This window comes from Ochrobactrum sp. A-1 (assembly GCF_022488005.1).
In the GTDB taxonomy this organism is placed as follows: domain Bacteria; phylum Pseudomonadota; class Alphaproteobacteria; order Rhizobiales; family Rhizobiaceae; genus Brucella.
Map to the genome: position 1 here is coordinate 78881 of NZ_JAKVQC010000004.1, position 25125 is coordinate 104005.

Genomic DNA, 25125 nt, shown 5'->3' on the forward strand with positions numbered 1-25125 from the left:
GCAAAGAGATATAATGCGAAGCAGACTAAACGAACAGTGGGCGCAATAACGATCCGGTGTGCTCTGCGCATGAACACAGCAGGTGCGGATTCGTCAGGCCGTGGCGAAAAGAGTGATTAGCGAGCACCGGAGCGGAGCGTACTTGAAGGTACGTGAGCACTGGAGCGCAGAAAATTGCTCTTTGCAGCCCGGCATCACGAAGAATGCACCTGTTGTGATAAGCTGGTCAAATTCTAGAGATGCCTTATATTGTTCACGAGGCATGACAATTTGAGGGACGTCTCATGGCAACAGCTCACAATGATTTCGACCGCCCGACCTTTCCGAAGGAACTTTCCAGCAAGTGGGGGTGGTTCGTCGCCCTTGGGGTCGCACTGCTAATCCTCGGAGGCATTGCCTTCGGTAATCTCGTTCTGGCCACTGTGGTCTCGGTCTACTATGTCGGCCTGATGATGCTGATCGGCGGCGTCATCGAGATCATCCACTCCTTCGGCGTCAAAACCTGGGGCAGCTTCTTCTTCTGGCTCCTGAGCGGCCTGCTTTATACGGCAGCCGGCATTGTCGCCTTCATCAATCCGGTGCTGGCAGCCGGTGTACTGACCTTCCTTCTCGCGGCAGCGCTGATCGGTTCCGGTGCCTTCCGCATCTGGCTCGGCTTCAAGTCGAAACCATCCGCCGGTTGGGGCTGGATCGTCGCAGGCGGCGTCGTCACCCTGCTGCTCGGTCTCATCATCGCCATCAAATGGCCAGTCAACAGCCTGTTCATTCTTGGCCTCTTCCTGGCGATCGACTTGATCTTCCAGGGCTGGTCCTTCATCGCTTTCGGACTTGGCATCAAGAGCCGATAATCATAACGCATCACTGGCAAAGCGGCGCTCACTGCGCCGCTTTTTCATTTCGAAGCCAGACTTGTAACGCAGCGCTTGTTGAGATTCAGGCCAAGTCCTGCTAGATGCTCCCCAACATCTTCGCGGCGCGCTTTCACGCGCAGCCCAACGTTTCGCCATCACGAGTTTCTTCATGCCCGCTGACCATCCCGTTTCCAAGCGCCGCACATTCGCGATCATCGCGCATCCGGACGCCGGCAAGACCACGCTGACCGAAAAGCTGCTGCTGTTTGGCGGCGCCATCCAGCTCGCCGGTGAGGTGAAGGCCAAGAAGGATCGCATCCAGACCCGCTCGGACTGGATGAACATCGAGCGCGACCGCGGCATCTCGGTCGTCACGTCGGTGATGACCTTCGAATACAAGGATTGCATCTTCAACCTGCTCGACACGCCGGGCCACGAAGACTTCGCCGACGACACCTACCGCACGCTGACCGCGGTGGACTCAGCCGTCATGGTCATCGACGCCGCAAAGGGTATCGAGCCACGGACGCTCAAGCTGTTCGAAGTCTGCCGCATGCGCGACATTCCGATCGTCACCTTCGTCAACAAGATGGACCGCGAAGCGCGTGACCCGCTCGAGATCCTCGACGAGATCGAAGAAAAGCTGGCGCTCGACACGGCTCCCATCACCTGGCCTATCGGCTCAGGCAAGAGCTTTGCAGGCACATTCGACCTGCATAAAAATACGATGCGCCGCCAGGACAGTGAAGAGCAGCCAACCAAGGTCAGCGGTCCTGAAGAAGCTGCAGTACTGCTGCCTGAAAACGAACGCGAAGCCTGGCTGGAAAGCGTGGAACTGGCACGCGGCGTCTGCCGTCCGTTCGATCTCGCCTCTTTCCGCGAAGGCCATATGACCCCGGTTTATTTCGGTTCGGCGCTGAAGAATTATGGCGTGCGCGACCTGATTGAAGCCTTCTGCGATTTCGGCCCCTCCCCGCGTGACCAGCAGGCCGATACGCGAATGGTCGGTTCAACCGAAGACAAGATGACCGGCTTCGTGTTCAAGATTCAGGCCAATATGGACCCGAACCACCGCGACCGCATCGCATTCCTGCGCGTTTGTTCCGGCAAGCTGTCGCGCGGCATGAAGGCAAAACTGGTGCGCACCGGCAAACCGATGAGCCTGTCCGCGCCGCAATTCTTCTTTGCCCGTTCGCGCCAGATTGCCGACGAAGCCTTTGCGGGCGATGTGGTCGGAATTCCAAACCATGGCACGCTGCGCATCGGCGACACGTTGACCGAGGGTGAAGATATCCTGTTCCGCGGCGTGCCGAACTTCGCGCCGGAAATCCTGCGCCGCGTGCGCCTCGATGACGCCATGAAGGCCAAGAAGCTGCGTGAAGCGCTGCAGCAGATGGCCGAGGAAGGCGTCGTGCAGCTTTTCGTGCCCGACGACGGTTCTCCAGCCATTGTCGGCGTCGTCGGCGCTCTCCAGATCGACGTTCTGACCGAACGCCTGAAAGTGGAATATTCGCTGCCGGTCGGCTTTGAAATGTCGCGCTTCTCGGTCTGCCGGTGGATTACTGCGGACGATCCGGTCGAACTCGACCGTTTCATCGCCTCACATCGCGCCGACATCGCTCACGACCTCGATCACGATCCGGTCTTCCTGGCGCAGAACGGCTTTTCGCTCAATTACGAAGCCGAACGCTGGAAAAATATCCGTTTTGCCACCGTCAAGGACTATCAGGTCCGCGACAAGGTGTGATGCGGGGCTAACCCATAAGGCTGGCGGCAATCTTCGCTGCCAGCTTTTCAGCCACTTGTTCCTTGCTCATTTCCGGCCATTCCTCAATGCCGGTCCGGCTTAGAATGCGGACATGATTACGGTCGCCACCCATGACGCTGCTGCCATCCGGAGCATGCGAAACATCGTTAGCGACGATCCAGTCCGCACCTTTCTTTTCAAGCTTGCGCAGCGCGTTTTCAGCCACGTCCTGCGTTTCCGCTGCAAAGCCCACCACAAGACCGGGGCGCTTGTCGCTATGGCCGACACCAGCCAGAATGTCCGGGTTCTCGACCATGGCAAGCGTCGGAGCGCTTTCACCGGGTTTCTTCTTGATCTTCTGTCCGGCTTCATTGGCCGTGCGCCAATCGGCAACTGCCGCGACCATCACCGCCGCATCGGCGGGGAGATGTCGCTCGACAGCCCCCTGCATTTCACGTGCCGTCTCGACATGAATGACGTCGACGCCTTCGGGGTCCGGGATCGTGACCGGACCAGACACCAGATGCACCGTAGCGCCAAGTCGCGCCAGCGCTGCCGCAATAGCATGGCCCTGCTTGCCCGACGAACGATTGGCTATATAGCGAACCGGATCAATTGGCTCGTGCGTGGGGCCGGACGTCATGACAATGGTTTTGCCCGCAAGCGGCTTTGCCTGCGGCGCGAGCAGGGCCTCGATGGCCGCGACAATCGCCAGCGGCTCGCTCATGCGTCCCGTTCCCGCCTCGCCGCTTTCCGCCATCTCGCCCTTCTCCGGGCCGATGAAACGAACGCCGTCTTTTTCAAGCGTCAGGCGGTTGCGTCTGGTCGCGGGATTTTCCCACATGGCCGGGTTCATGGCAGGCGCAATAAGCACTGGAACTTTGCGGGCCAACAACACCGCGCTCGCGAGATCATCGGCTAGCCCATTGGCCATCTTCGCCATCAGGTCAGCCGTTGCAGGAGCGACGACGATCAGGTCCGCGTCGCGGGCAAGCCGGATATGTCCAACATCCTGCTCATCCTCACGCGAGAAAAGATCGGTAAAGACATGATCGGCAGAAACCGCGCCAATGGTCAGTGGTGTTACGAATTGCTGCGCCGCAGCCGTCATCAACGGACGCACATGCGCACCGCGCTCACGCAGACGGCGAATGAGGTCCGGCGTCTTATAAGCGGCGATGCCACCACCGATGATAAGAAGAATGCGTTTTCCGGCCAGTGAAACCACTGCACCGGGAGACACTGCAACAGCCTGTGGAGCTATATCCTGCCCGGCCAGCAGAATGCGCGCTTCCTCTTCCATGGAGCGCCCGTTCTGTGCTGCCCTTATACGCAGCCGTTCCTTGGCGTCATCGTCGAGATTCCGGATAGTAATGCTGGCCATTTGATTGCACCTGCTTGTTACAAGTGCAATCATTGAAATCACTTTGGAAGGTAGATGTCACCCTAAAAGTGACTTAGAGCCAAAGATATAGCTTGATCGCTATCGCTGCGAGCGAGATCGCAATCACCACTTGCGCGATGCGACCCCAGCGCGAATGCTTGGCTTCGGCGCGACCGATAGCTTCCGCTGTCGCCTCGTCAAAACGCAAGCCCTTGGCGGCCATGTCGTCCAGCGCAACGGAAACACGCTCGACACGTGCGATAAGTTCCGGCGTCTTTCGCGTGAAATGCAGCAGCGAATAAGCACTGTCCTTCGCGTCGAGAAGCATGCCTTGCGGCCCGAGATTCTTGGCGATCCAGTCGCCAACGACTGGCTCCGCTGCTTTCCACATATTGAAATGCGGATCGAGCGTACGCGATACCCCTTCCACGACGACCATTGTTTTCTGGAGCATCAGCAGTTCAGGCCGGGTTTCCATATCGAAAAGCTCGGTCACTTCGAACAGCAGCGTCAGAAGCTTGGCCATGGAAATAGTTTCGGCAGGCTGGCCGTGGATTGGTTCGCCAATGGCGCGAATGGCTTGCGCAAAGCTCGCCACATCATGCGTGTGTGGCACATAGCCTGCCTCGAAATGCACTTCCGCCACGCGCATGTAGTCGCGGGTAATGAAGCCGTAGAGAATTTCTGCAAGGAAGCGCCGCTGCTGCTTATTGAGCCGCCCGGTGATACCGAAATCAACCGCAACAATCAGCCCCTGATGATCTACGAACAGGTTTCCCGGATGCATGTCGGCATGGAAAAAGCCGTCGCGCAGCGTATGGCGCAGGAAGGATTGGATCAGCGTTTCTGCAAGCTTTTTGAGATCGAAACCCGCGGCTTCAAGCGCCGAAACATCGGACATCTTGATGCCGTCGATCCATTCGAGCGTCAGCACATCGCGACCTGTACGTTCCCAATCGACATTGGGAACGCGGAAGCCCGCATCGCCCTTGATGTTCTCGGCGATCTCGGAAAGTGCCGCCGCTTCCAGACGGAGATCCATCTCGATACGCGTGGTCTGCTGCAGTGTCTCGACAACCTGCACCGGGCGCAGGCGGCGCGTGAAGGGAACGTGACGCTCCTGCATGCGCGCAACCATATAGAAGCCTTCAAGGTCGCGGGCAAAGCGGTGGCGAACGCCCGGACGAATGACCTTGACCGCCACTTTCTGGCGCGACCCGTCCTTCATGATTTCGGCTGGATGAACCTGCGCCATCGACGCTGCCGCTATCGGTGCATCGAAATGCAGGTAAAGATCATCGATCTTGCGGCCAAGCGACCCTTCGATAGCGGAAACCGCGTCGGCCTGCGGGAAGAAGTCGAGCCTGTCCTGCAAAAGTTCGAGATCGGCAGCAACATCGCGACCGACAATATCAGGCCGCGTCGCCAGAAACTGGCCGAGCTTCACATAGGACGGACCCAGCTTGTTCATGGCCCTCGACATGCGCTCGGAGCGCTGCATGTGGCGTGCGCGCGGACGCGCCAGAATGCCTGCAATCTTGTGCCCGAATGCCGGGAGGCCGGAAAGCCCCTCGACGGGAAGCGCACTGATGACACCCTCGCGCGTCAATATCCATCCGGCTCGCATCAACCGGAAAGCGGCGGATAGATTGCTCATGCCTCGATGCCCCGTTCCTGACCCCAATTCATCACAGGCACAATCAAAGCTTCCAGCCGGAATGCAGTGCGGCAATGCCGCCAGTGAAATTGCGATAGCTCACGCGCTCGAAACCAGCCTTCTCGATCATCGCGGCAAAATCCTGCTGCTTGGGGAATTTGCGGATCGATTCAACCAGATAGCTGTAGGAATCGGCATCGCCTGTAATCATCTTGCCGATGCGCGGAATAGCGTGGAACGACCACTGGTCGTAGACCTTGTCGAGAACCGGGAGTTCAACTTCTGAAAATTCGAGGCAGAGGAAACGACCGCCCGGCTTCAGCACGCGATAGGCTTCGGACAGCGCCTTGTCGATATGGGGAACATTGCGAATGCCGAACGAAATCGTGTAAGCATCGAAGCTTGCATCTTCAAATGGCAACTCTTCGGCACTGGCTTCAACAAATTCGAGATTGTCGGCAAGGCCCTTCTTGATCGCCCGTTCACGCCCCACGCCAAGCATCGAGCCATTGATATCGAGAATGGTGACATGGGCCTGACGACCTGAGGCCTCGACAATACGGAAAGCAATATCGCCGGTGCCGCCTGCAACGTCGAGGGAGGTCCAGCCGGGGCGCTTCGACGGTGCCAGCCATGCAATCATCGCATCTTTCCAGACGCGGTGCATACCCGCCGACATGAGATCGTTCATCACGTCGTACTTGCTGGCGACCTTATGGAAAACGTCGTTGACCAGCCCCTGCTTTTCGCTTTCGTCCACCGCCTTGAAGCCGAATGAATGCTCCATGCCACCTTGTGCGCCCACGCGGTCCGCATTGCCGTTCTGCTGGCTCATAGCTCATCCTGCTTTTGAATATTAAGACGAAAACGATTTCCGTAATGCATATAAAGCTTGTGCTGGACGATACAAGCAGAGACCGCCCTCCACTACCCCTTTTGTGAAGGGACCTTGCGAACCGTCTTGCGTTGACGCCGAAAAATGGCCAAAGAGACATAAAACTGTGCGTGCGCGCTCGCCACGCGTTTTCTCCGGCGCAAACTGCCGCTAAAGTCAAAAAGATAACAAGAAAAGTGGAAAGATCATGGGCGTTACAGTCGTCAGCCATCCGCTTGTCCAGCACAAGCTCACCATCATGCGCAAGAAGGAAACGTCCACAGCCAGCTTTCGGCGGCTGCTGAAGGAAATATCGCTGTTGCTCTGCTATGAAGTGACGCGCGATCTCGAACTGACCACCATGCCGATCGAAACCCCGTTGATGCCAATGGACGCGCCGGTGCTCGAAGGCAAGAAGCTTGTCTTCGCCTCGATCCTGCGTGCAGGCAATGGCCTTCTGGAAGGCATGCTCGATCTGGTGCCCGCCGCGCGCGTCGCCCATATCGGCCTTTATCGCGATCATGACACGCTGCAGCCGGTCGAATATTACTTCAAGGCCCCCGAAGATATCGTCAACCGCCTCATCATCGTGGTCGACCCGATGCTGGCCACCGGGCATTCGGCAATTGCAGCCATCGACAAGCTGAAGGAACGCGGCGCTACCAATATCCGCTTCCTCTGCCTGCTGGCGGCTCCGGAAGGCATCAAGCGCTTTACCGAAGCCCATCCGGATGTCGACGTTTTCACAGCTTCCATTGACGAACGCCTCGACGAAAAGGGCTATATCGTTCCTGGTCTCGGCGATGCCGGCGATCGCATGTACGGTACGAAGTAAGCACCAGCGCGCATCCCGAAAAGTGTGAAGCGGTTTTCGGGCCAGATGCGCGCTAAAATAAACAACGCAGAGCGCCCCGCGCCTGCTATTGTCCTTGGAAACGGGGGCAGCATGGCGCGGGTTTTTACGATCCTTCTGGTATTTGCGGGACTGGCAATAGCCTTCCCGCTTCTGTTTGAGAAATTCGGCCAGCAGCCGAAAGTCGGTTCAAACACATCCGCGACAGCTTCGAGTGCCCCTTCGCAAAACCCCGCCGCCTATAACGGACGCCGCACGCAGATCGCGCCGGACAGTCGCGGCCATTTCATCACAGGCATAAAAGTCGCCGGGCAATCCTTTCGTGCAATGGTGGATACGGGGGCGAGCGTGGTTGCGATCAACGCAAACGCCGCACGGCGCATCGGCCTGTCGCTCAAACCCGATGATTTCAAATATCGTGTCTCGACCGCCAATGGCGAGACTGTCGCTGCGTCCGCGATACTGCCAAGCATCGAAATCGGGCGCATTCGGGTGGAGAATGTGGAGGCCATGGTTCTTCGTGACGACGCCCTGTCCGATACGCTCCTCGGCATGAGCTTTCTGAAGCGTCTGCGTCATTATGAAGTTTCAAACGGCGTACTCGTGCTGACGCAATGATGTGATACCGTACTTCCGATATGGATCGAAAGCGGTTAAACCCCGCCGACCACCGACGCCCAAATACCAATGGAAGCCAGCCATGACACCGGACCAGCGCCTGACCGAGCTCGAAATTCGTGTAGCCGAACAGGAAAAGACAATCGACGAGTTGTCATCCGTTCTGGCCGAACAATGGAAAACCATTGACCAGCTTTCCAAAAAGCTCGGCGCATTGACCGACCGCTTTCTGGAACTGGAAGAACAGACCGCGCCGGACGTCCCGGTCACCAAACCGCCGCACTGGTAACACCATGCTTCAGATCGTCTCCCTCGCCGACCGCCCCGACCTTATACCGGTCTGCGCCGCATGGAACCATGCGGAATGGGGCGAATTTTCCGGTTCATCCCTTGAGCAGACAGCCAAGGCTTTTAGCGATATTTCCCGTGAAGACGACGGGCAGGTGGCGCGAGTCGCGCTCTGGAACGGGCAACCCGCCGGCCTTGCCCTTCTGATCCACAGCGATCTGGAAACACATCCGCATCTGAAGCCTTGGGTGGCAAGTGTTTTCGTCGCGCCTGACTGTCGCGGCAAAGGCATTGCCAAAGGTCTTGTCGGCGCTATCGAGGATGCTGCGCAGGAGCTCGGCTATGCGGAAGCCTATCTTTACACCGACAAGCCCGACCTATACCGGCAGATCGGCTGGAGCGATTTCGAGCATCTGAAAGGCGACTATGCCGGGATGCTGATCCTGAAAAAGAAAATCGCGCGGTAAAGACCGCGCGATCTTTATTGCATGTCTCCCAAAAGTTGGAACCGGTTTTGGGATAAAGACCTGTATGAAAACAAAGGCTTAAAGCGCATCGTAGAACTACGATAAAATGCGACACGTTTCAAATTACAGCCCGCTTATTGTGCCAGCGGGATCGGACAGCTCACGCCAGTGCCGCGCAATCCGCAATAACCGTTCGGGTTCTTCGCCAGATATTGCTGGTGGTAGTCTTCAGCATAATAGAGCTCCGGCGCGTCCTCGATCTCAGTCGTAATTGGACCGAGACCGCGAGCGGCAAGCGCCTGCGAATAGGCTTCCCGGCTCTTTTCCGCCACTTCACGATCAGCCTTGTCGAAAGTATAGATGACCGAACGATAGGTCGTGCCACTATCATTGCCCTGCCGCATGCCCTGCGTCGGATCGTGCTCTTCCCAGAAAAGGGTCAGCAGTTCATCAAGACTCACGACCTTCGGGTCATAGACGACCAGCACAACTTCCGCATGACCGGTGAGGCCCGTGCAGGTTTCCTCATAGGTCGGGTTGGGCGTAACCCCGCCCGCATAACCGACAGCCGTTACATATACGCCTGGCACCTGCCAGAACAGGCGCTCGGCGCCCCAGAAACAGCCCATCCCGAACAGAACCTTCTTGTAGCCTTCCGGCCACGGTCCTTTCAACGGGTGACCATTGACGAAGTGGGTCGCAGATGTCGGAATCGGTTGTGCGCGTCCCGGCAAAGCTTCATCCGTCGAAGGCATCTGCGTCTTCTTGCGATAGCTGTCCAAGAAACTCATGGTATCCACCTCCTGATTATCGAGCGGTGAAGCGTCCCAGAGGGCGCTCCCGACGATGACCGATTGCATAGAATAAAAAGGCGAGAATGCCGAAAAGAAGCCAGCCCGGCTGCTCAAGCAAAGGGATGCAGACGGCATTCCAGGCTCCTGCCCCTATATAGTGCGTCACGAAGGTTTCTGCATCGGCCAATGTTTCGGGCGCGTTGCGCGACCACATGGACAAAAGCGGCTTTGCAATGAACTGCGACGCGCCAACGGACCGGGCGCCGTCAAGAACCGCGAAAATCACCGCGAAAGCCAGAAAAACAACCGCAAAACTATGCAATACAAATCGGATCACGATTCTCTGCCCCGGATTTCCTACCCTGATTTCGGTGTCGGTTTTGAGTCCGATCACCCGAAGATTTGTCTTTTTGATGTTGCTAAAGCATAGCACACAGAACCCGTCAGGCTCAAAGCCAGGCTGGAACACAATTGCTCGATCTAAATAAAGCGCAATATTTTCAGATAGTTATGTCGTAAATATCGTTCTTTGCACAGGTTCGTCGATTTAGACGCAAAAACTTGCAAATAGCTGTTGAACATATGCATTTTCTGGCTATATTCGCGCCGCACCCGCTAGTTGGCGATTAACCAGCGCCTGTTTCGAAAAGCGGTGTCACGTTTGCAGTCAGTTTCACCGTGATACACGGTTCCCCGACAGCAAGGCAGACGGAGAGGTGGCCGAGTGGTTGAAGGCGCACGCCTGGAACGCGTGTATACGGGAAACCGTATCGAGGGTTCGAATCCCTCTCTCTCCGCCATTTCAGTCCGCCTGTGGGCACGCCAATCGCCGCCGATTGCCGCCCCTGACCGGCAATAAGCGTCCTCAATAGTTCCGTTTTCGATCCCATGATGCGAATTGCGTCGTCTGCGACCTCGACACGCTGCGCCAGGGCGCGCAGGTGATCCCGCCGATAGCCGCCCTCGTGACCGCGAATGCGCTCCCGCGCGCGGCGTGCAAACCCTTCGATCATCGTCGGGCTGATGGCATTGTGACCGGGGCTTTCGAGCAGGGCCTGCGCTCGGTCGGCGTCAGCCCGCGCCTGATCGCGGAGAACCTTGAGACCAGCGATGCGCTCCTTGAGCGCCGGGTCGTCCAGATCGGCCACGCCCGCCTCGATGGCGTCGTAGAGACGCTTGAGGCGAGATTCCGATTCGGTCGCCTGTCGTTGCAAAGAAGCGATGTGTTCGCGGCGGCGCTCGGCCTGATCCTCACGGCGACCAAGGATGCTGCCAAGCAGCTTCTCCAGACGGGCGGGATCAAGCAAGCGTTCCTCGATATGGCTGACCACCATGTCGTCGAGCTTGTCCATGGGAATCGCTCGGCCCTTGCAGCCGGTCTCGCCCTGCCGCGCCTTGATCGAGCAAGCATAGTAGCGGTAGCGGCCGCTCTTTCCGGTGCGGATGGTCATGGCTCCGCCGCAGTTGCCGCAATAGCAGATGCCGGTCAGCAGGGTCGGCCCGATCACCACGCGGGCGGGCAGTTCCGTCTTGGGGTTGCGAGCCTGCAAAAGCGATTGAACGGCGTCGAAGGTCTCCCGCTCGATGATGGCGGGCACCGGCACGATGACGATCTCGCCGGGAGCGCGCGGGTCGTTGTGCTTGCTGCGCTTCCCCCATTCATGTTCGCCGATATAGGTGCGGCGGGTCAGGACGCGATGGACCTGGCCGATGCCCCAGCGGCCGCCGTCGCGGGTGAAGATGCCCTTGGCGTTCAGATGCTTCACGATGGCCTTGACGCCCATCTGGCCGCTGTTGCCCTGACCTTCCAGAGCGAGCCGATAGATCAAACGGATCGTGTCGGCGTGCAGCGGGTCGATTTCCAGCTTCTTCTTGGTCTTGGCCCCACGCTGTTCGGCGGCGGCAATCCGGTAGCCAATCGGTGGCAACGCGCCGTTCCAGAAGCCCTGCCGCGCATTCTCCTTCAGGGCGCGCGTGACGTGCTTGCCGTTTTCCTTCGACTGGTATTCGTCGAACAAGGACATGATCCGCCGCATCATGTCGTGGATCGGGTCGTCCCCCAGCTCCTGCGTGATGGAAATCAGGCGCACATCGTTCTTGGCGAGCTTGCGATAATAATATTCCATGTCGAAGGCGTCGCGGAAGAAGCGCGAGAAGCTGTGAACGAGAACTACGTCGAACGGCGCAGGCTTCGACGTGCCCGCCTCGATCATGCGCTGGAACTCGGGACGGCGATCGTTGGTGGCCGTGTTGCCCGGTTCTACGAAGATTTCGACAAGCTGATAGCCGCGCGCCGCGCAATACGCCTCACCCTGCTTGCGCTGGTCGGGGATCGAGACGTCGTGCTCGGCCTGGCGGGCAGTCGAGACGCGCAGGTAAAGGGCAGCCCGCAGGGCGACATTGGGCGACTGTGCGTTCATTTGCGGGTTCCTTTCCTGCGAGGCTCGATCAGGGGCAACACCAGTTCCACGCGGTCATGGATGACCTTGGGGACCAGCTTGAGGCCCTTGCCCTTCTCCATGCGGATCAGGCCGTAGCTCTCCATTTTTTTGAGGGTGCGCGAGACGTTGGGCGTCGCGCGTCCGGTGATCTGCGCCAGTTCCTCAAGAGAGCCGGGTTCCTGCTCGTGGATGATGCGCAGCAGTTCGCGATTGCCGGCTGACAGAAGTCGGGCGAAGGATTCCGTGGAAGGGAACCATACGGTTGGATCGCCGGACGCCGGCTTTTCCTCGCCATTCGCGATCCGCATGGTGCGGGCTTTCATTTCCTCCGGCTCGGTGATCCCGACTTTCAGCGTCGTCACGGCAAAATCCCTGCTTTCGTCAGGGTTTATCATTATCATCACGAGATAAGTATTCCAAGCCTTTTGGGAGATCGAGCGAGCCGAACATCTCGTCGAAGACATCGGCAAACCAGCGCTCGAACACCTGAATCTCGGCCTCGGTGATCGGCACTTCGTCGGGCCAGTCATCAATGACGGGCAACTTCTCCACGTCGAAGACATGAGGCGGACTGCCGCGCGACGGGCTGATGCGCGGCGCGGGATCGTCGTCATAGTCGTAGAGGTCGTCGGGAAGCGTTCGGGGGGCCGGCTGTCTTGGGCGGCCTCGTTGGGCGCGGCGGCGCTCTGCGCACATGGTATCCTCCGTGTTTCACTGGTGGATTCAGGAGCGGTAAAGCCCCGGAACCCAAGCGAAGCATGGAGGGAGATCGGCGGTGTGTAGCGTGCCGCATTCGCGCCTGTGCGCTGGCGGCACCCTCGCCGTGATGGATCAGGAGGGGTGCCGCCGCGCCTTTGCGAAGCCGCGATCCGTTGCGATGAACCGCTCCAGCATCGGCACGATAAGTCTGGCAGGCTCGATCGGCGCACCGCCATCGGCCAACAGAGCGCCATAGTCGATCAGGTCACGGTGGAGCTGCGCCGGCAGTTCCAGCGTGACCTTCACTGGCTTGTCGTCGGCCAGAGGACCAAGTTTCAGCTTCGCCATGGTCAGTTCCTATAGGGTTCGAGGACTAAATCCCGCGTCACAATGACCCTGACCGGGAAGCCCGGCCGGATGGTCAGCGTGGGCGCGACCTGCAACTGGCGCTGGACGATCTGCTGCCCGGCCTGATTGATGGTATCCTGCGCGCCGTCGCGGATGGCGCGGATCAGCCGGTCCTCGTCGTCGGTCGCCAATTCGGTGCCGATGCCGAGCAGCGTGGACAGCCCGGCCGCTTTCATCAGATCCCACCAGTGATAATCGACGCCATCCTCAAGCCCGGCATAGCCGCTGGCGTCCGCGCCGGGCTGGCGCTCAAGGACGATAGAGCGGCCGTTTGGCAAGATCAGGCGGTTCCAGACGAGCAGCACGCGGCGCTGACCGAAGGTCACGCCTGCATCATATTGGCCGATGATGCGCGTGCCCTGCGGGATCAGGAGCAGGCTGCCGGTCGGGCTGTCATAGACGTTCTCCGTGACCTGCGCGGTGATCTGGCCGGGCAGATCGGAACGGATGCCGGTAATCATCGCCGCCGGAATCACGGCCCCGGCCTGAAGGATGTAGGGCGATGCGGGAGCCATGATGCGGTCGAGGGCAACCGTCTGCCGGTCTACCGGACCGTTGAGGAAGGCCGTATGTCGGTCCTGCGTGCCGGCAGCACCAAGCTGGCCGTTGAGACCAAGGCCGGCAAGGCTCGGGCTTGCTGTTCCCGCTCCCGGTGCAGTCTGGAAAAAGACGCGGCTGACGCGCGCGGCCTCTTCCTCGGCAAGACGACGTTCCTCGGCAGGATCGCGAGCGGGCGTCGCCATTGCGGGTGGCGTGACGGGCTGGCCCCGGTTTTGCGCGTCGAGGATCGGGCCGCCCAGGTCGCCCGGCAATGGCGGCCCCAGGACGGGGCCGGTATAGTCGCGCGGCAGGCCGGACAAACCGTCCGCCGTTGGGCGGTTCTCGGTCGAATAGAGTTCTTCACCGTTCCCGCTCATGTCGCGGGTCTGGAGCGCATAGATCAGCGCCCCGCCGATCCCGAACAGCGCGACGGCTCCGACGCCCGCAAGCATCTTGCGGGACAGACGGGTGACGCGGGGAGGTTCGGCACGCAGCCGCATGGGTGCGGTGGTGTCGGCTGCGGCTCCTGCCGTGGTCGTGTCTTCGGTCATGACGGGGTTTCTCCGGTCGCCTTTGCCGGCTGTGCAGCCTGCCCTTGCTCGATGCGGACGATCCTGACCGTCTGCTGGCGGTCGCCGCTGCCAAGGCGCAGTTCGGCTGCGCCGAACAGGCGGTCCACGATCAGGATGTTCTGGTGGATGCGGCTGTTGACGATCTGGGTTTCGCCATCCGAGCCGATGACGAAGATCGGCGGCATCTCGCCCTGCACGATGCCACGCGGGAAGACGACATAGATACGGCGGCCATCGTCGAAGACGGAGATAGGCTTCCAGGGTGGATTATCGCCGGTCAGGCCATAGCGATAGTTGCGCGCGGCCTCGGCCGGGATGATCGGCGCTGCCGGAACGGTCTGGCGCTGGCCCGCTGGTGGCGGGGGATAGGCCCATGCCACGGCCGGCATGTAGAGGGCTTCGCGGGCGCGCAGTTCGATCAGGTAGGTGCGCCGGTCGGTGGTCACGACGAGATTGGTCGAGATGTCGGGCCGGGTCGGTTTGACGAGGATATGGACGCGGCGGGACGTTCCGCTGCCGCTCTCGGTATCGCCTATGATCCATCGGGCCGTATCGCCGGCGGCGATCGGCCCTGCGCCGGTCAGGCTCTCGCCCGGCTCCAGTGCGATGCTGGTGATCTGCCCGACGGCCGCATAGACCTGATAGAGCGCGCCTTCGCTCCACGGGAAAATCTGGATGGCGTTGTAGTAGCCCTCGCGCTGAGGTTCGACACGGGCGGCCGCATTGGCGTTCCCGACGCGGCCTGCCGGTGTCGTGGCTGAGGTGCCGCCGCGCGCGACCGTCCATGCCGGCGGCGTGTGCAAAGGCCCGGGCCGGTCGTCGCTCGCCGCCGACTGCTCGACGGGCAGCGATGGCACGTCGGCGTCGTAGCTGAACTGCGGGGGTTTGTTGGTAGCGCAGCCGGCGAGCATGGTGGCGGACAGCAGTAGAGCCGGAAGCCCATGTTTACGGAAAGCCGGAACGGCGGGTTTGCGGGTCAACGCGCTCATTGGCTCATTTCCCGCGACCACGAGATGGCGTTGACGTAGATGCCGAGCGGATTGGCGCGCAGGCGCTCCGCGTCGCGCGGGGTCTGGATCACGATGGTCAAGATGGCGGTCCACCGTTCGGTCGTGGAAAGCTGGCCGTTCTCATAGTGACGCTCGGTCCACGCCACCCGGAAGCTGTCGTTCGATGCCCGGATGACGCTGGACACCTCGACAGCGACCTGTTGCCGTCCGACCTTGGTGAACGGGTCGTTGCTGCGCGCATAATCGTTGAGGGCTGCTGCCCCGCGATCCGTGGTCCATTCATAGGCGCGGAGCCAGTTCTGGCGGACGATGATGGCGTCAGCCGGGATCGCGCGGACCTGTTCGATGAAGCGGCCGAGATGGAACGCGATCTGCGGGTCAGTCGGGCGATAGTCGGCGACGGCCGGAGCGACGGTCTGTGCCTGCCCGAGCCGGTCGACCTGCACCACCCAGGGCACGACGGTCCCGCGCGCCGACTGCCAGACAAGGGCGGTGGCGAAACCGGCCGACAGAATCAGGGAACCGAACGCCATGTGACGCCAGTTGCGAGCCTGCACGCGTGCCGAGCCGATCCGTTCGTCCCAGACCTGTGCGGCCTTCTGGTATGGCGTCTCGGGTTCCGGCGATTTGCCGTAGTGGGTGGCTGGTCGTTTGAAGATGCTCATGAGCGGTCACTTTCGGAAAGATTGACGGAGGAGCCGCCGCCGTGGCTGTCGCCCGAGCGAACCGCATGGGCGGCCATGGCGGTGCCGTGGCTGAGAGACTGTGAGCGCCGCATCCGCTGCGCCCAGGCCGGGGGACTGCCAGCGGGGGAAGACGCTGCTGTGGGCGCTGCGCTTGCCCCCTCGACCGCGCCTGCGGTGGATGAGCCGCCCGTCACACCAAAGGCCGCGCGCGCGCCACCGGAGAAGCTGGACTTGACGCTTTCGGATCCTTTGGAAGCGGCTCGCTTCAGAGGCGATACGGCGGCAGAGCCTGCGGCGCGGGCAACGCCGCCAAGGCCGGATGCGACGCCTGCCGCGCCCGACTGGCCGAGCGAGCCGACGCTATAGGCTGCGCTCGCCGCACCTGCTGCGGCAGAGCCGCCCCGAACGGCCGCGGCTCCGCCGGACATGGCGACAGCGCCACCCTTGACGGCGAGACCGGCCGCACCGCCTGCGGCAGCGCCGCCGGCGAGCACCATGCCGCCGGCCGCCAGACCGGTGCCGACCGCTGCGCCTGCCCCAAGTTGCGGACCGCCGGAAACGAGACCGGAGGCGATGCCGGGTCCGAAGATGCCGAGGCCGAGCAGCGACAGCGCCGCCAGCACGACAGCCATGGCGTCGTCGATGCTCGGGGTCCGGCCGCCGAAGCCTTGCGTGAATTGCGAGAACAGCGTCGAGCCGATGCCGACGATGACGGCCAGCACCAGAACCTTGATGCCGGACGAAATGACATTGCCAAGCACGCGCTCGGCCATGAAGGCGGTCTTGCCGAACAGGCCGAACGGGATCAGCACGAACCCGGCGAGCGTGGACAGCTTGAACTCGATCAGCGTCACGAAAAGCTGGATCGCGAGGATGAAGAAGGCGAGGATGACCAGCGCCCAGGCGAACAGCAGGCAGGCGATCTGGATGAAGTTCTCGAAGAACGCCACCCAGCCCATCAGGTCGGAAATGGAGTCGAGCAGCGGGCGGGCTGCATCGAGGCCGGTCTGCGCTACCTTGCCGGGCCGCATCAGATCCTGCGCGGTGAAGCTGGTGCCGGACGCTTTCAGCCCCAGGCCGGCGAAGCTGTCGAAGACGATCTTTGCGAGGTTGTTCCAGTTGCCGATGAGATAAGCGAACACGCCGACGAACAGCGTCTTCTTCACAAGCCGGGCGATGATGTCGTCATCGGCGTTCCAGCTCCAGAACAGTGCGGCGAGCGTCACGTCGATGACGATGAGCGTCGTGGCGATGAACGCCACCTCGCCGCCGAGCAGGCCGAAGCCGGAGTCGATATATCGGGTGAAGACCCCGAGGAAATTGTCGATGACGCCCGCACCGCCCATGCATCACCGCCCTTCGCTGGAGGTCGGCGCGGCGGGCGCAGGCGAGCGGCCAAGGAAACGGTCGCGGGTTTCGGCCCAGACCGCTAAGCATTCCGCGTCGCTGGCGGCCGTTGTCCCAAGCTGCTGGCACCGGCGCTGCCCTTCACGCAGCGGGTCGCGTTCGGGCTGGACAAGACTCGGCGGCGATGCCGGCGCATCTTCCTTGCGGGTCATCTCGATGGCCGTCGCGGTGATGGCGATCGCCACGAATATGATTGCACCCAGCCGGGCCAGCATCTTGCCGTCCATGGCCGCGCCCTCAGTTGCCGTTGTTGAACATCTGCGCGTTGCCGGGCTGGTAGCCATTGCCCGGCGTCAGGAACCGCTCGCGCTGGATGCGCCCCTGTTCGGCGGCGGTCGCGCGTTCGGCCTCGGTCAGCGCGCCCGCCCGGCCGTTCGCGGCGAGAAGCGCCACAAGGTCTGAAAGCTGCTGCGACTGGAGAGCGAGAAGCTGGTTGCCAGCCTGCGTCGCCTGAAGCGCACCGGTCGCCGACTGGCTCTGGCCGACAAGCTCGGACATCTGCGTGCGGTTGGTGTCGATGTTGCCGACGACGCCGGCCTGCACGCGCATGGCGTCCTGCAAGCCGCCGACCGTGTTCTGCCAGCGCGAGCGGGCGCTGGTAACGAGCTGCTGCTCGGTCGCCGACATCGACACGTTGCCATATTGCTGCTGGAACGCCTTGTCGATGTTCTGGACATTGAAGGCGATGTTCTGCGCCTGGCTCAAAAGCTGCTGCGTGCGGCTCACGTTCTGCTGGAGCTGCTGGAGCGAGGAATATGGCAGGCTCGCCAGATTGCGGGCCTGATTGATGAGCATGGTCGCTTCGTTCTGAAGGCTCGTGATCTGGTTGTTGATCTGCTGGAGCGTGCGCGCGGCGGTAAGCAGATTCTGCGCATAGTTGTTCGGGTCGTAGACAATCCACTGCGCGGCCGCTGGCGTGACTATAAGCGGCGAAAACGCGACCGGCATGGCGAGTGCGAGCGCCAGTGCCGAAGCGCCAGCGATGCGCCGAACGGGAACACGGATCATGAAAGGGTCTCCTTTGCTTTGGGGGTGTCCAGAGCGGCCGGCGCGGTGTCCGGACGGTGGATGAGATTGGTGAGATCGGGGATGAGGTCGGCCGCCCAATCGACGCCGCGCAGGCGCAGCCACGCCGCGAGGAAGCCGTCGCGGCCATGCTCGGCGACGATGCGCTCGATGGCGGTCTGGTCGGATTGGGACGAAGCGGCGCAAAGCGCGAGGCCGACTTCGGACAGGCCAAGCTCGAACAGGCGGTTTCCCCTGCGACTCTGGCAGTAGTAATCCCGCTTGGGCGTCGCCCGCGCGAGGATTTCGATCTGCCGGTCATTCAACCCGAAACGGCGATAGATGGCCGTGATCTGCGGTTCGATGGCGCGTTCGTTCGGCAGCAACAGCCGCGTCGGGCAGCTTTCGATAATGGCGGGCGCGATGTTGCTGCCGTCGATGTCCGATAGCGACTGCGTAGCGAAGATGACGCTGGCGTTCTTCTTCCTGAGCGTCTTCAGCCATTCCCGAAGCTGGTTGGCAAATCCCTCGTCGTCCAGCGCCAGCCAGCCTTCGTCGATGATGAGCAGCGTCGGCCGCCCGTCGAGCCGATCGCCGATCCGGTGGAACAAATAGGCGAGCACGGCCGGAGCCGCGCCGGTGCCGACAAGGCCCTCGATCTCGAACGCCTGCACATCCGCATGCCCAAGCTGTTCGGTCTCTGCGTCGAGCAGCCGGCCATAGGCTCCGCCGATGCAATAGGGTCGCAATGCCTGTTTCAGATCGTTGGATTGCAGCAGCACCGTGAAGCCGGTGATGGTGCGTTCCCCGGCCGGAGCGGTGCTGAGCGATGTCAGCGCCGTCCAGATATATTCCTTGGTTTCGGGCGTGATGGGCACGCCCTCGCGGCCGAGTATCGCGGCGATCCAGTCGGCGGCCCAGGCGCGTTCATAGGTGTCGTCGATGCGAGCGAGCGGCTGGAGCGAGACGGATGCTTCGTCCCCCTCCGTCAGTCCGCCGCCCAGGTCGTGCCAGTCGCCGCCCATGGCGAGCGATGCGACCCGGATGCTGCCGCCGAAGTCGAAGGCGAAGACCTGCGCTTGCTCGTAGCGGCGGAACTGCAAGGCCATGAGCGCCAGCAACACGGACTTGCCCGCGCCGGTCGGGCCAACGACGAGGGTGTGGCCCACGTCGCCGACATGAAGGGAAAACCGGAACGGGGTCGAGCCTTCGGTCTTGCCGAAGAACAGCGGGGGCGCGCTGAAATGCCCATCACTACTCGGGCCTCCCCGTTCCGGCCCCGCCCACACGGCGCTCAGGGGGATCATGTGGGCGAGGTTGAGCGTCGAGACCGGCGGCTGCCGGACGTTGGCGTAGGCATGCCCGGGGATCGAGCCGAGCCAGGCATCGACGGCGTTGACGGTTTCAGGCATCGCGGTGAAGTCGCGGCCCTGAATGATTTTTTCGGCGAGCCGCAGCTTCTCGTCGGCGATGCGCGGATCGGCATCCCAGACGGTGATGGTGGCCGTGACGTAGGCCATGCCCGCCACGTCCGCGCCCAACTCCTGCAAGGCCATGTCTGCGTCGGCGGCCTTGTTGGCTGCGTCAGTATCGACAAGCGCCGACGCTTCGTTGGTCATGACTTCCTTGAGGATCGCGGCGATGCTCTTGCGCTTGGCGAACCATTGGCGGCGTATTTTGGTCAGCAACCGGGTCGCGTCGGTCTTGTCCATCAGGATGGCGCGGGTGCTCCACCGATAGGGGAACGGCAGCCGGTTCATCTCGTCGAGCAGGCCGGGCGTCGTCGCGGTCGGGAAGCCGATGATGGTCAGGACGCGCAGATGCTGGTCGCCCAGGCGCGGTTCCAGCCCGCCGGTCAGGGGCTGGTCGGCGAGCAGCGCATCGAGGTGCATCGGCACCTCCGGCACGCGCACGCGATGCCGGTTGGTCGAAATGGTGGAGTGGAGATAGGTCAGCGTGCCGGCGTCATCGAGCCAACGGCATTCGGGCATGAAGCCGTCGAGCAGCGCCAGCACGCGGTCGGTGCGATCGATGAAACCGCGCAGCAGTTCCCATGGATCCACACCGGATTGCTCGCGGCCCTCATAGAGCCAGGTTTCGGCGCGGGCGGTGTCCTCGGCAGGAGGCAGCCAGAGGAACGTGAGGAAATAGCCCGACACGAAATGCGCTCCGGCTTCCTCGAAACCTGCCTTGCGCTCAGCGTCGAGCAGCGCGGATGCGGCTTCAGGAAATTGGCTGTCGGGATAGGTCGCGGCTTCGCTGCGCTGCGCCTCGACGAAAATGCTCCAGCCCGATCCGAGACGGCGGACGGCGTTGTTGATGCGGCCTGCGACCGCAACCAGCTCGGCCGCGACGGCGGAATCCAGATCGGGACCGCGAAACTTCGCGGTGCGCTGGAGCGAGCCGTCCTTGTTCAAGACGACGCCGGAGCCGACAAGTGCGGCCCAAGGCAGGAAATCCGCGAGACGGCTGGCGGTGCGGCGGTATTCGACAAGGTTCATCATGGCCGCGCCCTCACACCGACAGATGACCGGGGATGCGCAGATGCCTGCGGCCCACCTCGACAAAGAGCGGGTCGCGCTTGGCCATCCACACGGCGGCGAAGTGGCCGATGGCCCAGATGGCGAGGCCGACCAGCCAGAGGCGCAGGCCGAGACCCACGGCTCCGGCCAGCGTCCCGTTCATGATGGCGATGGAGCGCGGTGCGCCGCCGAGCAGGATATGCTCGGTCAGCGCCCGGTGGACGGGGACGGAAAACCCCGGCACCGCGTCGAGTTGTTCGAGGCCGCCCGCCATCAAATGAGCGCCCCGCCGCCGAAGCTGAAGAAGCTGAGGAAGAACGAGCTGGCGGCGAAGGCGATCGAGAGGCCGAACACGATCTGGATCAAGCGACGGAAGCCGCCCGACGTGTCGCCGAAAGCGAGCGCGAGGCCAGTGGCGATAATCACGATCACCGCGATGATCTTGGCGACCGGCCCCTCGATCGACTGAAGGATGGATTGCAGGGGCGCTTCCCACGGCATCGACGAGCCGGAGGCATGAGCGGCCGGGGCGAGCATCAGGCTGATGGAAACGGTTGCCGCCGATGTCGCCATGAAGCGGCAGGCGCGTGAAAGTGTGGGGATCATGATGGGTCTCCTTTCGGGGTGGTTGCCAAGGCGCTGGGATGCGTGATGCGGTAGTCGCCGTCCGGTCCCAGCCCCTCGACGCGGGCGAGTTCGGCGAGCCGGCGCGCGGAACCGCGTCCGGCGAGGACGGCAACAAGGTCGATGGTCTCCGCGATCAGCGCGCGCGGGACGGTGACGACAGCCTCTTGAATGAGCTGTTCGAGGCGGCGTAGCGCGCCGATGCCGCTGCCGGCATGGATGGTGCCGATGCCGCCGGGGTGCCCCGTTCCCCAGGCTTTAAGCAGGTCGAGGGCTTCCGAGCCGCGCACCTCGCCGATGGGGATGCGGTCGGGGCGCAGGCGCAGCGAAGACCGCACAAGATCGGAGAGCGTCGCCACGCCGTCCTTGGTCCGCATGGCGACGAGGTTCGGCGCGGCGCATTGCAGTTCGCGCGTGTCCTCGATGATGACGACGCGATCCTGCGTCTTCGCCACCTCGGCCAGCAGCGCGTTGGTGAGAGTCGTTTTGCCGGTGGACGTGCCGCCCGCGACGAGGATGTTGGCGCGGGACTGGACGGCTTCGCGCAGCGTTTCGGCCTGATCGGCCGACATGATGCCCGCCGCCACATAGTCGTCGAGGCTGAACACCGCGACGGCGGGCTTGCGGATGGCAAAGGCCGGTGCTGCGACGACGGGCGGCAACAAGCCTTCAAACCGTTCGCCGGTTTCAGGTAGTTCCGCCGACACGCGCGGGGATCGGGCGTGAACTTCCGCGCCGACATGGTGCGCGACCAGGCGGACGATACGCTCGCCATCGGCGGCGGACAGCATCTCGCCCGTATCGGCCAGACCCTCGGACAGCCGGTCGATCCAGATGCGGCCGTCTGGGTTCAGCATCACCTCGATGACGGCCGGGTCTTCCAGAAACCGTGCGATGGACGCGCCAAGCGCTGTGCGCAGCATCCGCGCGCCCCGTGCAATCGCCTCCGGTTTCTGGTGATGTGTCGTCATGTCGGCCCCATCTCGGGCGGGGCGCAACAGACGGACCCCGCAACGGGGTCGATTAAAAGAGCCTGAAATCAGGCCGATTCAACAAGTATCTAAGAGGATGCGGTGATCGGCGGCTATCGGCGGCAAATAGGATGGGTTGAAAATCTAGGCAGCGTCACCATCGGTCTTGGTCTGATCTTGCGGAGGACTGTCATGAAGCGAATCCATGTCGCGCGATAGCTCTTTCAGGAACCTATCGCCGGTCGCAAGCCTGCGGCCGAGATTCTGCATGAAGCCCTCGAACCGCTCGTTGCCCTTGATCCGTGCGGACTGTTTGGCGCTATCCGGCAATGGCGGGGTCATCGTCAGCCAGAAGTGAACGAACAAGGAGAGGGTCTCGCCGAGCACGGCGAGATCTTCGTCCAGCGTGCCGATCTGCCGGCCGATCTTGTCGAGGCGGCGCGACATGGCCGCTTCCAGCCGATCCGATGTGTCGCCCGACAGGAAGGATGCGACCGCCGCCTCGACGATAGCAGACTTCGAGACCTGTCGGCGCAGCGATAGCGCCTCGACCTGTTTGAGCAGTTCCGGGTCGAAATAGACATTCATGCGGGTGCGCGTCGTCATGGGCGGCCTCTCAAAGCTCTATGCCGTCATCGGGGTTCATCGACGCTTGCCGGGCGATCATCCGCATGCGCTGGCGGATGGTGCTGGCCTTGGCGGCATCGACGTCCGGCTCGTCGTCCAGAATGTCGAACTCCTGGACGGGCGATGGGGGCGGCGGGACGATTTCCTCATGCTCGGGCAATTCCGGCTCGCGGCGGATGCCGGCATTGTCGGAATCGCCCTCGGCCCCACTGGCGGCACTCGCCGTTGTATGGTCCGCCGCCACGATGACGCGGCTCGTCCAGTCGTCGGTTGCCGGTTTCGTCGGTAGGACGGACGGCAACTCGGGCGGCGGCAGGATGCGCTCCTGTAATCGTGCATCCTCGAAATACCGGGCCTTCTTCGCCCGGATCGGTGGCGTTCCCGCGACCATGACGATTTCATCGGCGGGTGGAAGCTGCATGATCTCGCCCGGCGTCAGCAGCGGCCGCGCTGTTTCCTGCCGCGAGACCATCAGATGCCCGAGCCAGGGCGCGAGGCGATGGCCGGCATAGTTGGTGGAATCTCGCATCTCGGTTGCTGTGCCGAGCGAGTCCGACACGCGCTTGGCGGTGCGCTCGTCGTTCGTGGCGAAGGCGACGCGCACATGGCAGTTGTCGAGGATGCTGTTGTTCGGCCCGTAGGCGCGCTCGATCTGGTTGAGCGATTGGGCGATCAGGAAGGACTTGAGGCCGTAGCCCGCCATGAAGGCGAGCGCCGATTCAAAGAAGTCGAGACGGCCGAGCGCGGGAAACTCGTCCAGCATCATGAGCAGGCGATGCCGCTTGCCGGATAGCGTCAGTTCCTCGGTCAGCCTGCGGCCGATCTGGTTGAGGATGAGCCGGATCAGCGGTTTGGTGCGGTTGATGTCGGACGGCGGAACGACAAGGTAGAGCGTCACCGGACGGCGGCTGCCGACCAGGTCGGCAATCCGCCAGTCGCAACGATCCGTGACGCGGGCCACGACCGGATCGCGGTAAAGGCCGAGGAACGACATGGCGGTGGACAGCACGCCCGACCGTTCGTTCTCGCTCTTGTTCAGCAGTTCGCGCGCCGACGAGGCGATGACGGGATGAACGCCAGCCTCGCCCAGATGAGGCGTGTCCATCATCGCACGCAAGGTCGCCTCGACCGGGCGGCGGGGATCGGACAGGAAATTGGCGACGCCGGACAGGGTTTTGTCCGGCTCGGCATAGAGGACGTGCAGGATCGCGCCGACAAGCAGGCTGTGGCTGGTCTTTTCCCAATGGTTGCGCTTATCGAGACTGCCTTCGGGATCGACCAGGATGTCCGCGATATTCTGCACGTCGCGGACTTCCCATTCGCCCTGCCGCACCTCCAGCAACGGGTTGTAGGCGGACGACCTCGCATTCGTGGGATCGAACAGCAGCACGCGGCCGTGCTTCGCCCGGAATCCCGCCGTCAGGGTCCAGTTCTCGCCCTTGATGTCATGGACGATGCAGCTTCCCGGCCAGGTCAGCAGCGTCGGCACGACGAGGCCGACGCCCTTGCCGGACCTCGTGGGGGCGAAGCAAAGGACATGCTCCGGCCCGTCATGGCGCAGATAGTCGCGATCGTATCGGCCGAGCAGGACGCCATCCGGGCCGAGCAGACCGGCGGCTCGAATCTCGCGATCTTCCGCCCATCGCGCCGAGCCGTAGGTGGCGACATTGCGGGCTTCGCGTGCCCGGATGATCGACATGAAGATGGCGGCGGCGATGGCAAAAATACCGCCGGACGTGGCAATGGCCGCGCCTTCCATGAAAATCGCGGGTGCATAAGCGTCGAAGGAGAACCACCACCAGAAGAAGGCGGGCGGATAGTAGAACGGCCATCCGGCCAGATCGAACCACGGCGGACCAAGCTGGGACTGGAAGCCGAGGCGAAAGGCTACCCATTGCGTTGCGGCCCAGGTCATCACCATGACAATGGCGAAGACAACGGCAATCTGCCCCCAGAGTATTCGGCCTCCACGCATACAGGCTCCAATCGGCAAGAGAGACGGAGCCGATCAGAGAATAGGCAATCATCGGGTCTGCAACAGCAAAGGCATTGCCGGAGGGCTATAGGATACTATCGGCGG

The 25125-nt window shown here is 62.1% G+C and carries 26 protein-coding genes, 1 tRNA gene and 1 pseudogene; 7 read left to right on the forward strand and 21 right to left on the reverse strand.

What is annotated here, in order from left to right; genetic code table 11:
- Window positions 1-284: 284 nt before the first annotated feature.
- The gene (locus MKS82_RS09805; protein ID WP_109988660.1) at window positions 285-848 is read left to right on the forward strand and encodes an HdeD family acid-resistance protein; all 564 of its coding nucleotides are present in this window, start codon (window positions 285-287) and stop codon (window positions 846-848) included.
- Window positions 849-1020: 172 nt separating this feature from the next.
- Window positions 1021-2598: a peptide chain release factor 3 gene (locus MKS82_RS09810; RefSeq protein WP_109988659.1), complete on the forward strand. Its 1578-nt coding sequence runs from the start codon at window positions 1021-1023 to the stop codon at window positions 2596-2598.
- 7 nt (window positions 2599-2605) lie between these two features.
- Here MKS82_RS09810 and coaBC read toward each other — a convergent pair whose 3' ends face one another.
- The 3 genes from coaBC to ubiE form a co-directional block, all read right to left on the reverse strand.
- Window positions 2606-3982 carry a bifunctional phosphopantothenoylcysteine decarboxylase/phosphopantothenate--cysteine ligase CoaBC gene (gene coaBC, locus MKS82_RS09815; RefSeq protein WP_276313312.1) on the reverse strand — a complete coding sequence of 459 codons (1377 nt, stop codon included), beginning with the start codon at window positions 3980-3982 and terminating at the stop codon, window positions 2606-2608.
- 73 nt (window positions 3983-4055) lie between these two features.
- Window positions 4056-5639 carry a 2-polyprenylphenol 6-hydroxylase gene (gene ubiB, locus MKS82_RS09820; RefSeq protein ID WP_109988658.1) on the reverse strand — a complete coding sequence of 528 codons (1584 nt, stop codon included), beginning with the start codon at window positions 5637-5639 and terminating at the stop codon, window positions 4056-4058.
- Window positions 5640-5682: 43 nt separating this feature from the next.
- A complete protein-coding gene (ubiE, locus tag MKS82_RS09825; protein WP_010659383.1) occupies window positions 5683-6474 on the reverse strand; it encodes a bifunctional demethylmenaquinone methyltransferase/2-methoxy-6-polyprenyl-1,4-benzoquinol methylase UbiE in 792 nt (263 codons plus the stop codon).
- 247 nt (window positions 6475-6721) lie between these two features.
- Between ubiE and upp the strand changes: the two genes are divergently transcribed.
- The 4 genes from upp (at window position 6722) to MKS82_RS09845 (ending at window position 8739) form a co-directional block, all read left to right on the forward strand.
- A complete protein-coding gene (gene upp, locus MKS82_RS09830; protein WP_006467614.1) occupies window positions 6722-7348 on the forward strand; it encodes a uracil phosphoribosyltransferase in 627 nt (208 codons plus the stop codon).
- A 111-nt stretch (window positions 7349-7459) separates the two neighbouring features.
- Entirely contained in the window at window positions 7460-7984 is a 525-nt protein-coding gene (locus MKS82_RS09835) for a retropepsin-like aspartic protease family protein (protein ID WP_109988657.1), read from the forward strand.
- A gap of 82 nt (window positions 7985-8066) precedes the next feature.
- Entirely contained in the window at window positions 8067-8273 is a 207-nt protein-coding gene (locus MKS82_RS09840; protein ID WP_021587137.1) for a SlyX family protein, read from the forward strand.
- Window positions 8274-8277: 4 nt separating this feature from the next.
- The gene (locus tag MKS82_RS09845) at window positions 8278-8739 is read left to right on the forward strand and encodes a GNAT family N-acetyltransferase (protein ID WP_109988656.1); all 462 of its coding nucleotides are present in this window, start codon (window positions 8278-8280) and stop codon (window positions 8737-8739) included.
- A 134-nt stretch (window positions 8740-8873) separates the two neighbouring features.
- Here MKS82_RS09845 and msrA read toward each other — a convergent pair whose 3' ends face one another.
- Both msrA and MKS82_RS09855 read right to left on the reverse strand, forming a co-directional pair.
- Entirely contained in the window at window positions 8874-9530 is a 657-nt protein-coding gene (gene msrA / locus MKS82_RS09850; RefSeq protein ID WP_109988655.1) for a peptide-methionine (S)-S-oxide reductase MsrA, read from the reverse strand.
- A 16-nt stretch (window positions 9531-9546) separates the two neighbouring features.
- Window positions 9547-9870, reverse strand: a complete 324-nt coding sequence (locus MKS82_RS09855) for a hypothetical protein (RefSeq protein WP_109988714.1) — start codon at window positions 9868-9870, stop codon at window positions 9547-9549.
- A 373-nt stretch (window positions 9871-10243) separates the two neighbouring features.
- Between MKS82_RS09855 and MKS82_RS09860 the strand changes: the two genes are divergently transcribed.
- Window positions 10244-10333: transfer RNA gene (locus MKS82_RS09860), tRNA-Ser, on the forward strand.
- 576 nt (window positions 10334-10909) lie between these two features.
- Here MKS82_RS09860 and MKS82_RS29655 read toward each other — a convergent pair.
- The 16 genes and pseudogenes from MKS82_RS29655 to MKS82_RS09940 all read right to left on the reverse strand — a co-directional run.
- Window positions 10910-11953 (reverse strand): annotated as a pseudogene (locus MKS82_RS29655) (recombinase family protein); the annotation flags it as partial.
- Window positions 11950-12375 (reverse strand): HVO_A0114 family putative DNA-binding protein, encoded by a 426-nt coding sequence (locus MKS82_RS09870; protein WP_276313343.1) that lies wholly within the window; start codon window positions 12373-12375, stop codon window positions 11950-11952. The pseudogene MKS82_RS29655 and the gene MKS82_RS09870, both read right to left, overlap by 4 nt.
- Complete coding sequence (locus tag MKS82_RS09875) at window positions 12356-12670, reverse strand: hypothetical protein (RefSeq protein WP_240578672.1); 315 nt, start codon at window positions 12668-12670, stop codon at window positions 12356-12358. The genes MKS82_RS09870 and MKS82_RS09875 overlap by 20 nt, the downstream gene beginning before the upstream one ends.
- A 135-nt stretch (window positions 12671-12805) precedes the next feature.
- Window positions 12806-13021, reverse strand: coding sequence for a DUF2274 domain-containing protein (locus MKS82_RS09880; protein ID WP_240578673.1), 216 nt, complete (start codon window positions 13019-13021; stop codon window positions 12806-12808).
- A 2-nt stretch (window positions 13022-13023) separates the two neighbouring features.
- Window positions 13024-14172, reverse strand: coding sequence for a TrbI/VirB10 family protein (locus tag MKS82_RS09885; protein WP_240578674.1), 1149 nt, complete (start codon window positions 14170-14172; stop codon window positions 13024-13026).
- Entirely contained in the window at window positions 14169-15182 is a 1014-nt protein-coding gene (trbG, locus tag MKS82_RS09890; protein WP_240578675.1) for a P-type conjugative transfer protein TrbG, read from the reverse strand. Before trbG ends, MKS82_RS09885 begins: the two co-directional genes overlap by 4 nt.
- The gene (gene trbF / locus MKS82_RS09895) at window positions 15179-15868 is read right to left on the reverse strand and encodes a conjugal transfer protein TrbF (protein ID WP_240578676.1); all 690 of its coding nucleotides are present in this window, start codon (window positions 15866-15868) and stop codon (window positions 15179-15181) included. The genes trbG and trbF overlap by 4 nt, the downstream gene beginning before the upstream one ends.
- The gene (trbL, locus tag MKS82_RS09900) at window positions 15865-17235 is read right to left on the reverse strand and encodes a P-type conjugative transfer protein TrbL (RefSeq protein ID WP_240578677.1); all 1371 of its coding nucleotides are present in this window, start codon (window positions 17233-17235) and stop codon (window positions 15865-15867) included. Before trbL ends, trbF begins: the two co-directional genes overlap by 4 nt.
- A 3-nt stretch (window positions 17236-17238) precedes the next feature.
- Window positions 17239-17523 carry a putative entry exclusion protein TrbK-alt gene (gene trbK-alt, locus MKS82_RS09905; RefSeq protein ID WP_240578678.1) on the reverse strand — a complete coding sequence of 95 codons (285 nt, stop codon included), beginning with the start codon at window positions 17521-17523 and terminating at the stop codon, window positions 17239-17241.
- Between the two features lie 10 nt (window positions 17524-17533).
- A complete protein-coding gene (gene trbJ, locus MKS82_RS09910; protein WP_240578679.1) occupies window positions 17534-18304 on the reverse strand; it encodes a P-type conjugative transfer protein TrbJ in 771 nt (256 codons plus the stop codon).
- Complete coding sequence (gene trbE / locus MKS82_RS09915; protein ID WP_240578680.1) at window positions 18301-20805, reverse strand: conjugal transfer protein TrbE; 2505 nt, start codon at window positions 20803-20805, stop codon at window positions 18301-18303. Before trbE ends, trbJ begins: the two co-directional genes overlap by 4 nt.
- A gap of 10 nt (window positions 20806-20815) precedes the next feature.
- Window positions 20816-21097: a VirB3 family type IV secretion system protein gene (locus MKS82_RS09920; RefSeq protein ID WP_230632047.1), complete on the reverse strand. Its 282-nt coding sequence runs from the start codon at window positions 21095-21097 to the stop codon at window positions 20816-20818.
- Window positions 21097-21429 carry a TrbC/VirB2 family protein gene (locus tag MKS82_RS09925; RefSeq protein WP_240578681.1) on the reverse strand — a complete coding sequence of 111 codons (333 nt, stop codon included), beginning with the start codon at window positions 21427-21429 and terminating at the stop codon, window positions 21097-21099. The genes MKS82_RS09920 and MKS82_RS09925 overlap by 1 nt, the downstream gene beginning before the upstream one ends.
- The gene (gene trbB, locus MKS82_RS09930) at window positions 21426-22418 is read right to left on the reverse strand and encodes a P-type conjugative transfer ATPase TrbB (RefSeq protein ID WP_240578682.1); all 993 of its coding nucleotides are present in this window, start codon (window positions 22416-22418) and stop codon (window positions 21426-21428) included. The genes MKS82_RS09925 and trbB overlap by 4 nt, the downstream gene beginning before the upstream one ends.
- A gap of 144 nt (window positions 22419-22562) precedes the next feature.
- Window positions 22563-23024 (reverse strand): ribbon-helix-helix domain-containing protein, encoded by a 462-nt coding sequence (locus MKS82_RS09935; RefSeq protein WP_240578683.1) that lies wholly within the window; start codon window positions 23022-23024, stop codon window positions 22563-22565.
- 10 nt (window positions 23025-23034) lie between these two features.
- Complete coding sequence (locus MKS82_RS09940) at window positions 23035-25020, reverse strand: conjugal transfer protein TraG (RefSeq protein ID WP_240578684.1); 1986 nt, start codon at window positions 25018-25020, stop codon at window positions 23035-23037.
- Between the last annotated feature and the right edge of the window lie 105 nt (window positions 25021-25125).

Bases quoted from the DNA above. Each gene is read 5' to 3' on its own strand.
- MKS82_RS09805 (WP_109988660.1), top strand. From the start codon at position 285: ATGGCAACAGCTCACAATGATTTCGACCGCCCGACCTTTCCGAAGGAA.
- MKS82_RS09810 (WP_109988659.1), top strand. From the start codon at position 1,021: ATGCCCGCTGACCATCCCGTTTCCAAGCGCCGCACATTCGCGATCATC.
- coaBC (WP_276313312.1), bottom strand. From the start codon at position 3,982: ATGGCCAGCATTACTATCCGGAATCTCGACGATGACGCCAAGGAACGG.
- ubiB (WP_109988658.1), bottom strand. From the start codon at position 5,639: ATGAGCAATCTATCCGCCGCTTTCCGGTTGATGCGAGCCGGATGGATA.
- ubiE (WP_010659383.1), bottom strand. From the start codon at position 6,474: ATGAGCCAGCAGAACGGCAATGCGGACCGCGTGGGCGCACAAGGTGGC.
- upp (WP_006467614.1), top strand. From the start codon at position 6,722: ATGGGCGTTACAGTCGTCAGCCATCCGCTTGTCCAGCACAAGCTCACC.
- MKS82_RS09835 (WP_109988657.1), top strand. From the start codon at position 7,460: ATGGCGCGGGTTTTTACGATCCTTCTGGTATTTGCGGGACTGGCAATA.
- MKS82_RS09840 (WP_021587137.1), top strand. From the start codon at position 8,067: ATGACACCGGACCAGCGCCTGACCGAGCTCGAAATTCGTGTAGCCGAA.
- MKS82_RS09845 (WP_109988656.1), top strand. From the start codon at position 8,278: ATGCTTCAGATCGTCTCCCTCGCCGACCGCCCCGACCTTATACCGGTC.
- msrA (WP_109988655.1), bottom strand. From the start codon at position 9,530: ATGAGTTTCTTGGACAGCTATCGCAAGAAGACGCAGATGCCTTCGACG.
- MKS82_RS09870 (WP_276313343.1), bottom strand. From the start codon at position 12,375: ATGATAATGATAAACCCTGACGAAAGCAGGGATTTTGCCGTGACGACG.
- MKS82_RS09875 (WP_240578672.1), bottom strand. From the start codon at position 12,670: ATGTGCGCAGAGCGCCGCCGCGCCCAACGAGGCCGCCCAAGACAGCCG.
- MKS82_RS09880 (WP_240578673.1), bottom strand. From the start codon at position 13,021: ATGGCGAAGCTGAAACTTGGTCCTCTGGCCGACGACAAGCCAGTGAAG.
- MKS82_RS09885 (WP_240578674.1), bottom strand. From the start codon at position 14,172: ATGACCGAAGACACGACCACGGCAGGAGCCGCAGCCGACACCACCGCA.
- trbG (WP_240578675.1), bottom strand. From the start codon at position 15,182: ATGAGCGCGTTGACCCGCAAACCCGCCGTTCCGGCTTTCCGTAAACAT.
- trbF (WP_240578676.1), bottom strand. From the start codon at position 15,868: ATGAGCATCTTCAAACGACCAGCCACCCACTACGGCAAATCGCCGGAA.
- trbL (WP_240578677.1), bottom strand. From the start codon at position 17,235: ATGGGCGGTGCGGGCGTCATCGACAATTTCCTCGGGGTCTTCACCCGA.
- trbK-alt (WP_240578678.1), bottom strand. From the start codon at position 17,523: ATGGACGGCAAGATGCTGGCCCGGCTGGGTGCAATCATATTCGTGGCG.
- trbJ (WP_240578679.1), bottom strand. From the start codon at position 18,304: ATGATCCGTGTTCCCGTTCGGCGCATCGCTGGCGCTTCGGCACTGGCG.
- trbE (WP_240578680.1), bottom strand. From the start codon at position 20,805: ATGATGAACCTTGTCGAATACCGCCGCACCGCCAGCCGTCTCGCGGAT.
- MKS82_RS09920 (WP_230632047.1), bottom strand. From the start codon at position 21,097: ATGGCGGGCGGCCTCGAACAACTCGACGCGGTGCCGGGGTTTTCCGTC.
- MKS82_RS09925 (WP_240578681.1), bottom strand. From the start codon at position 21,429: ATGATCCCCACACTTTCACGCGCCTGCCGCTTCATGGCGACATCGGCG.
- trbB (WP_240578682.1), bottom strand. From the start codon at position 22,418: ATGACGACACATCACCAGAAACCGGAGGCGATTGCACGGGGCGCGCGG.
- MKS82_RS09935 (WP_240578683.1), bottom strand. From the start codon at position 23,024: ATGACGACGCGCACCCGCATGAATGTCTATTTCGACCCGGAACTGCTC.
- MKS82_RS09940 (WP_240578684.1), bottom strand. From the start codon at position 25,020: ATGCGTGGAGGCCGAATACTCTGGGGGCAGATTGCCGTTGTCTTCGCC.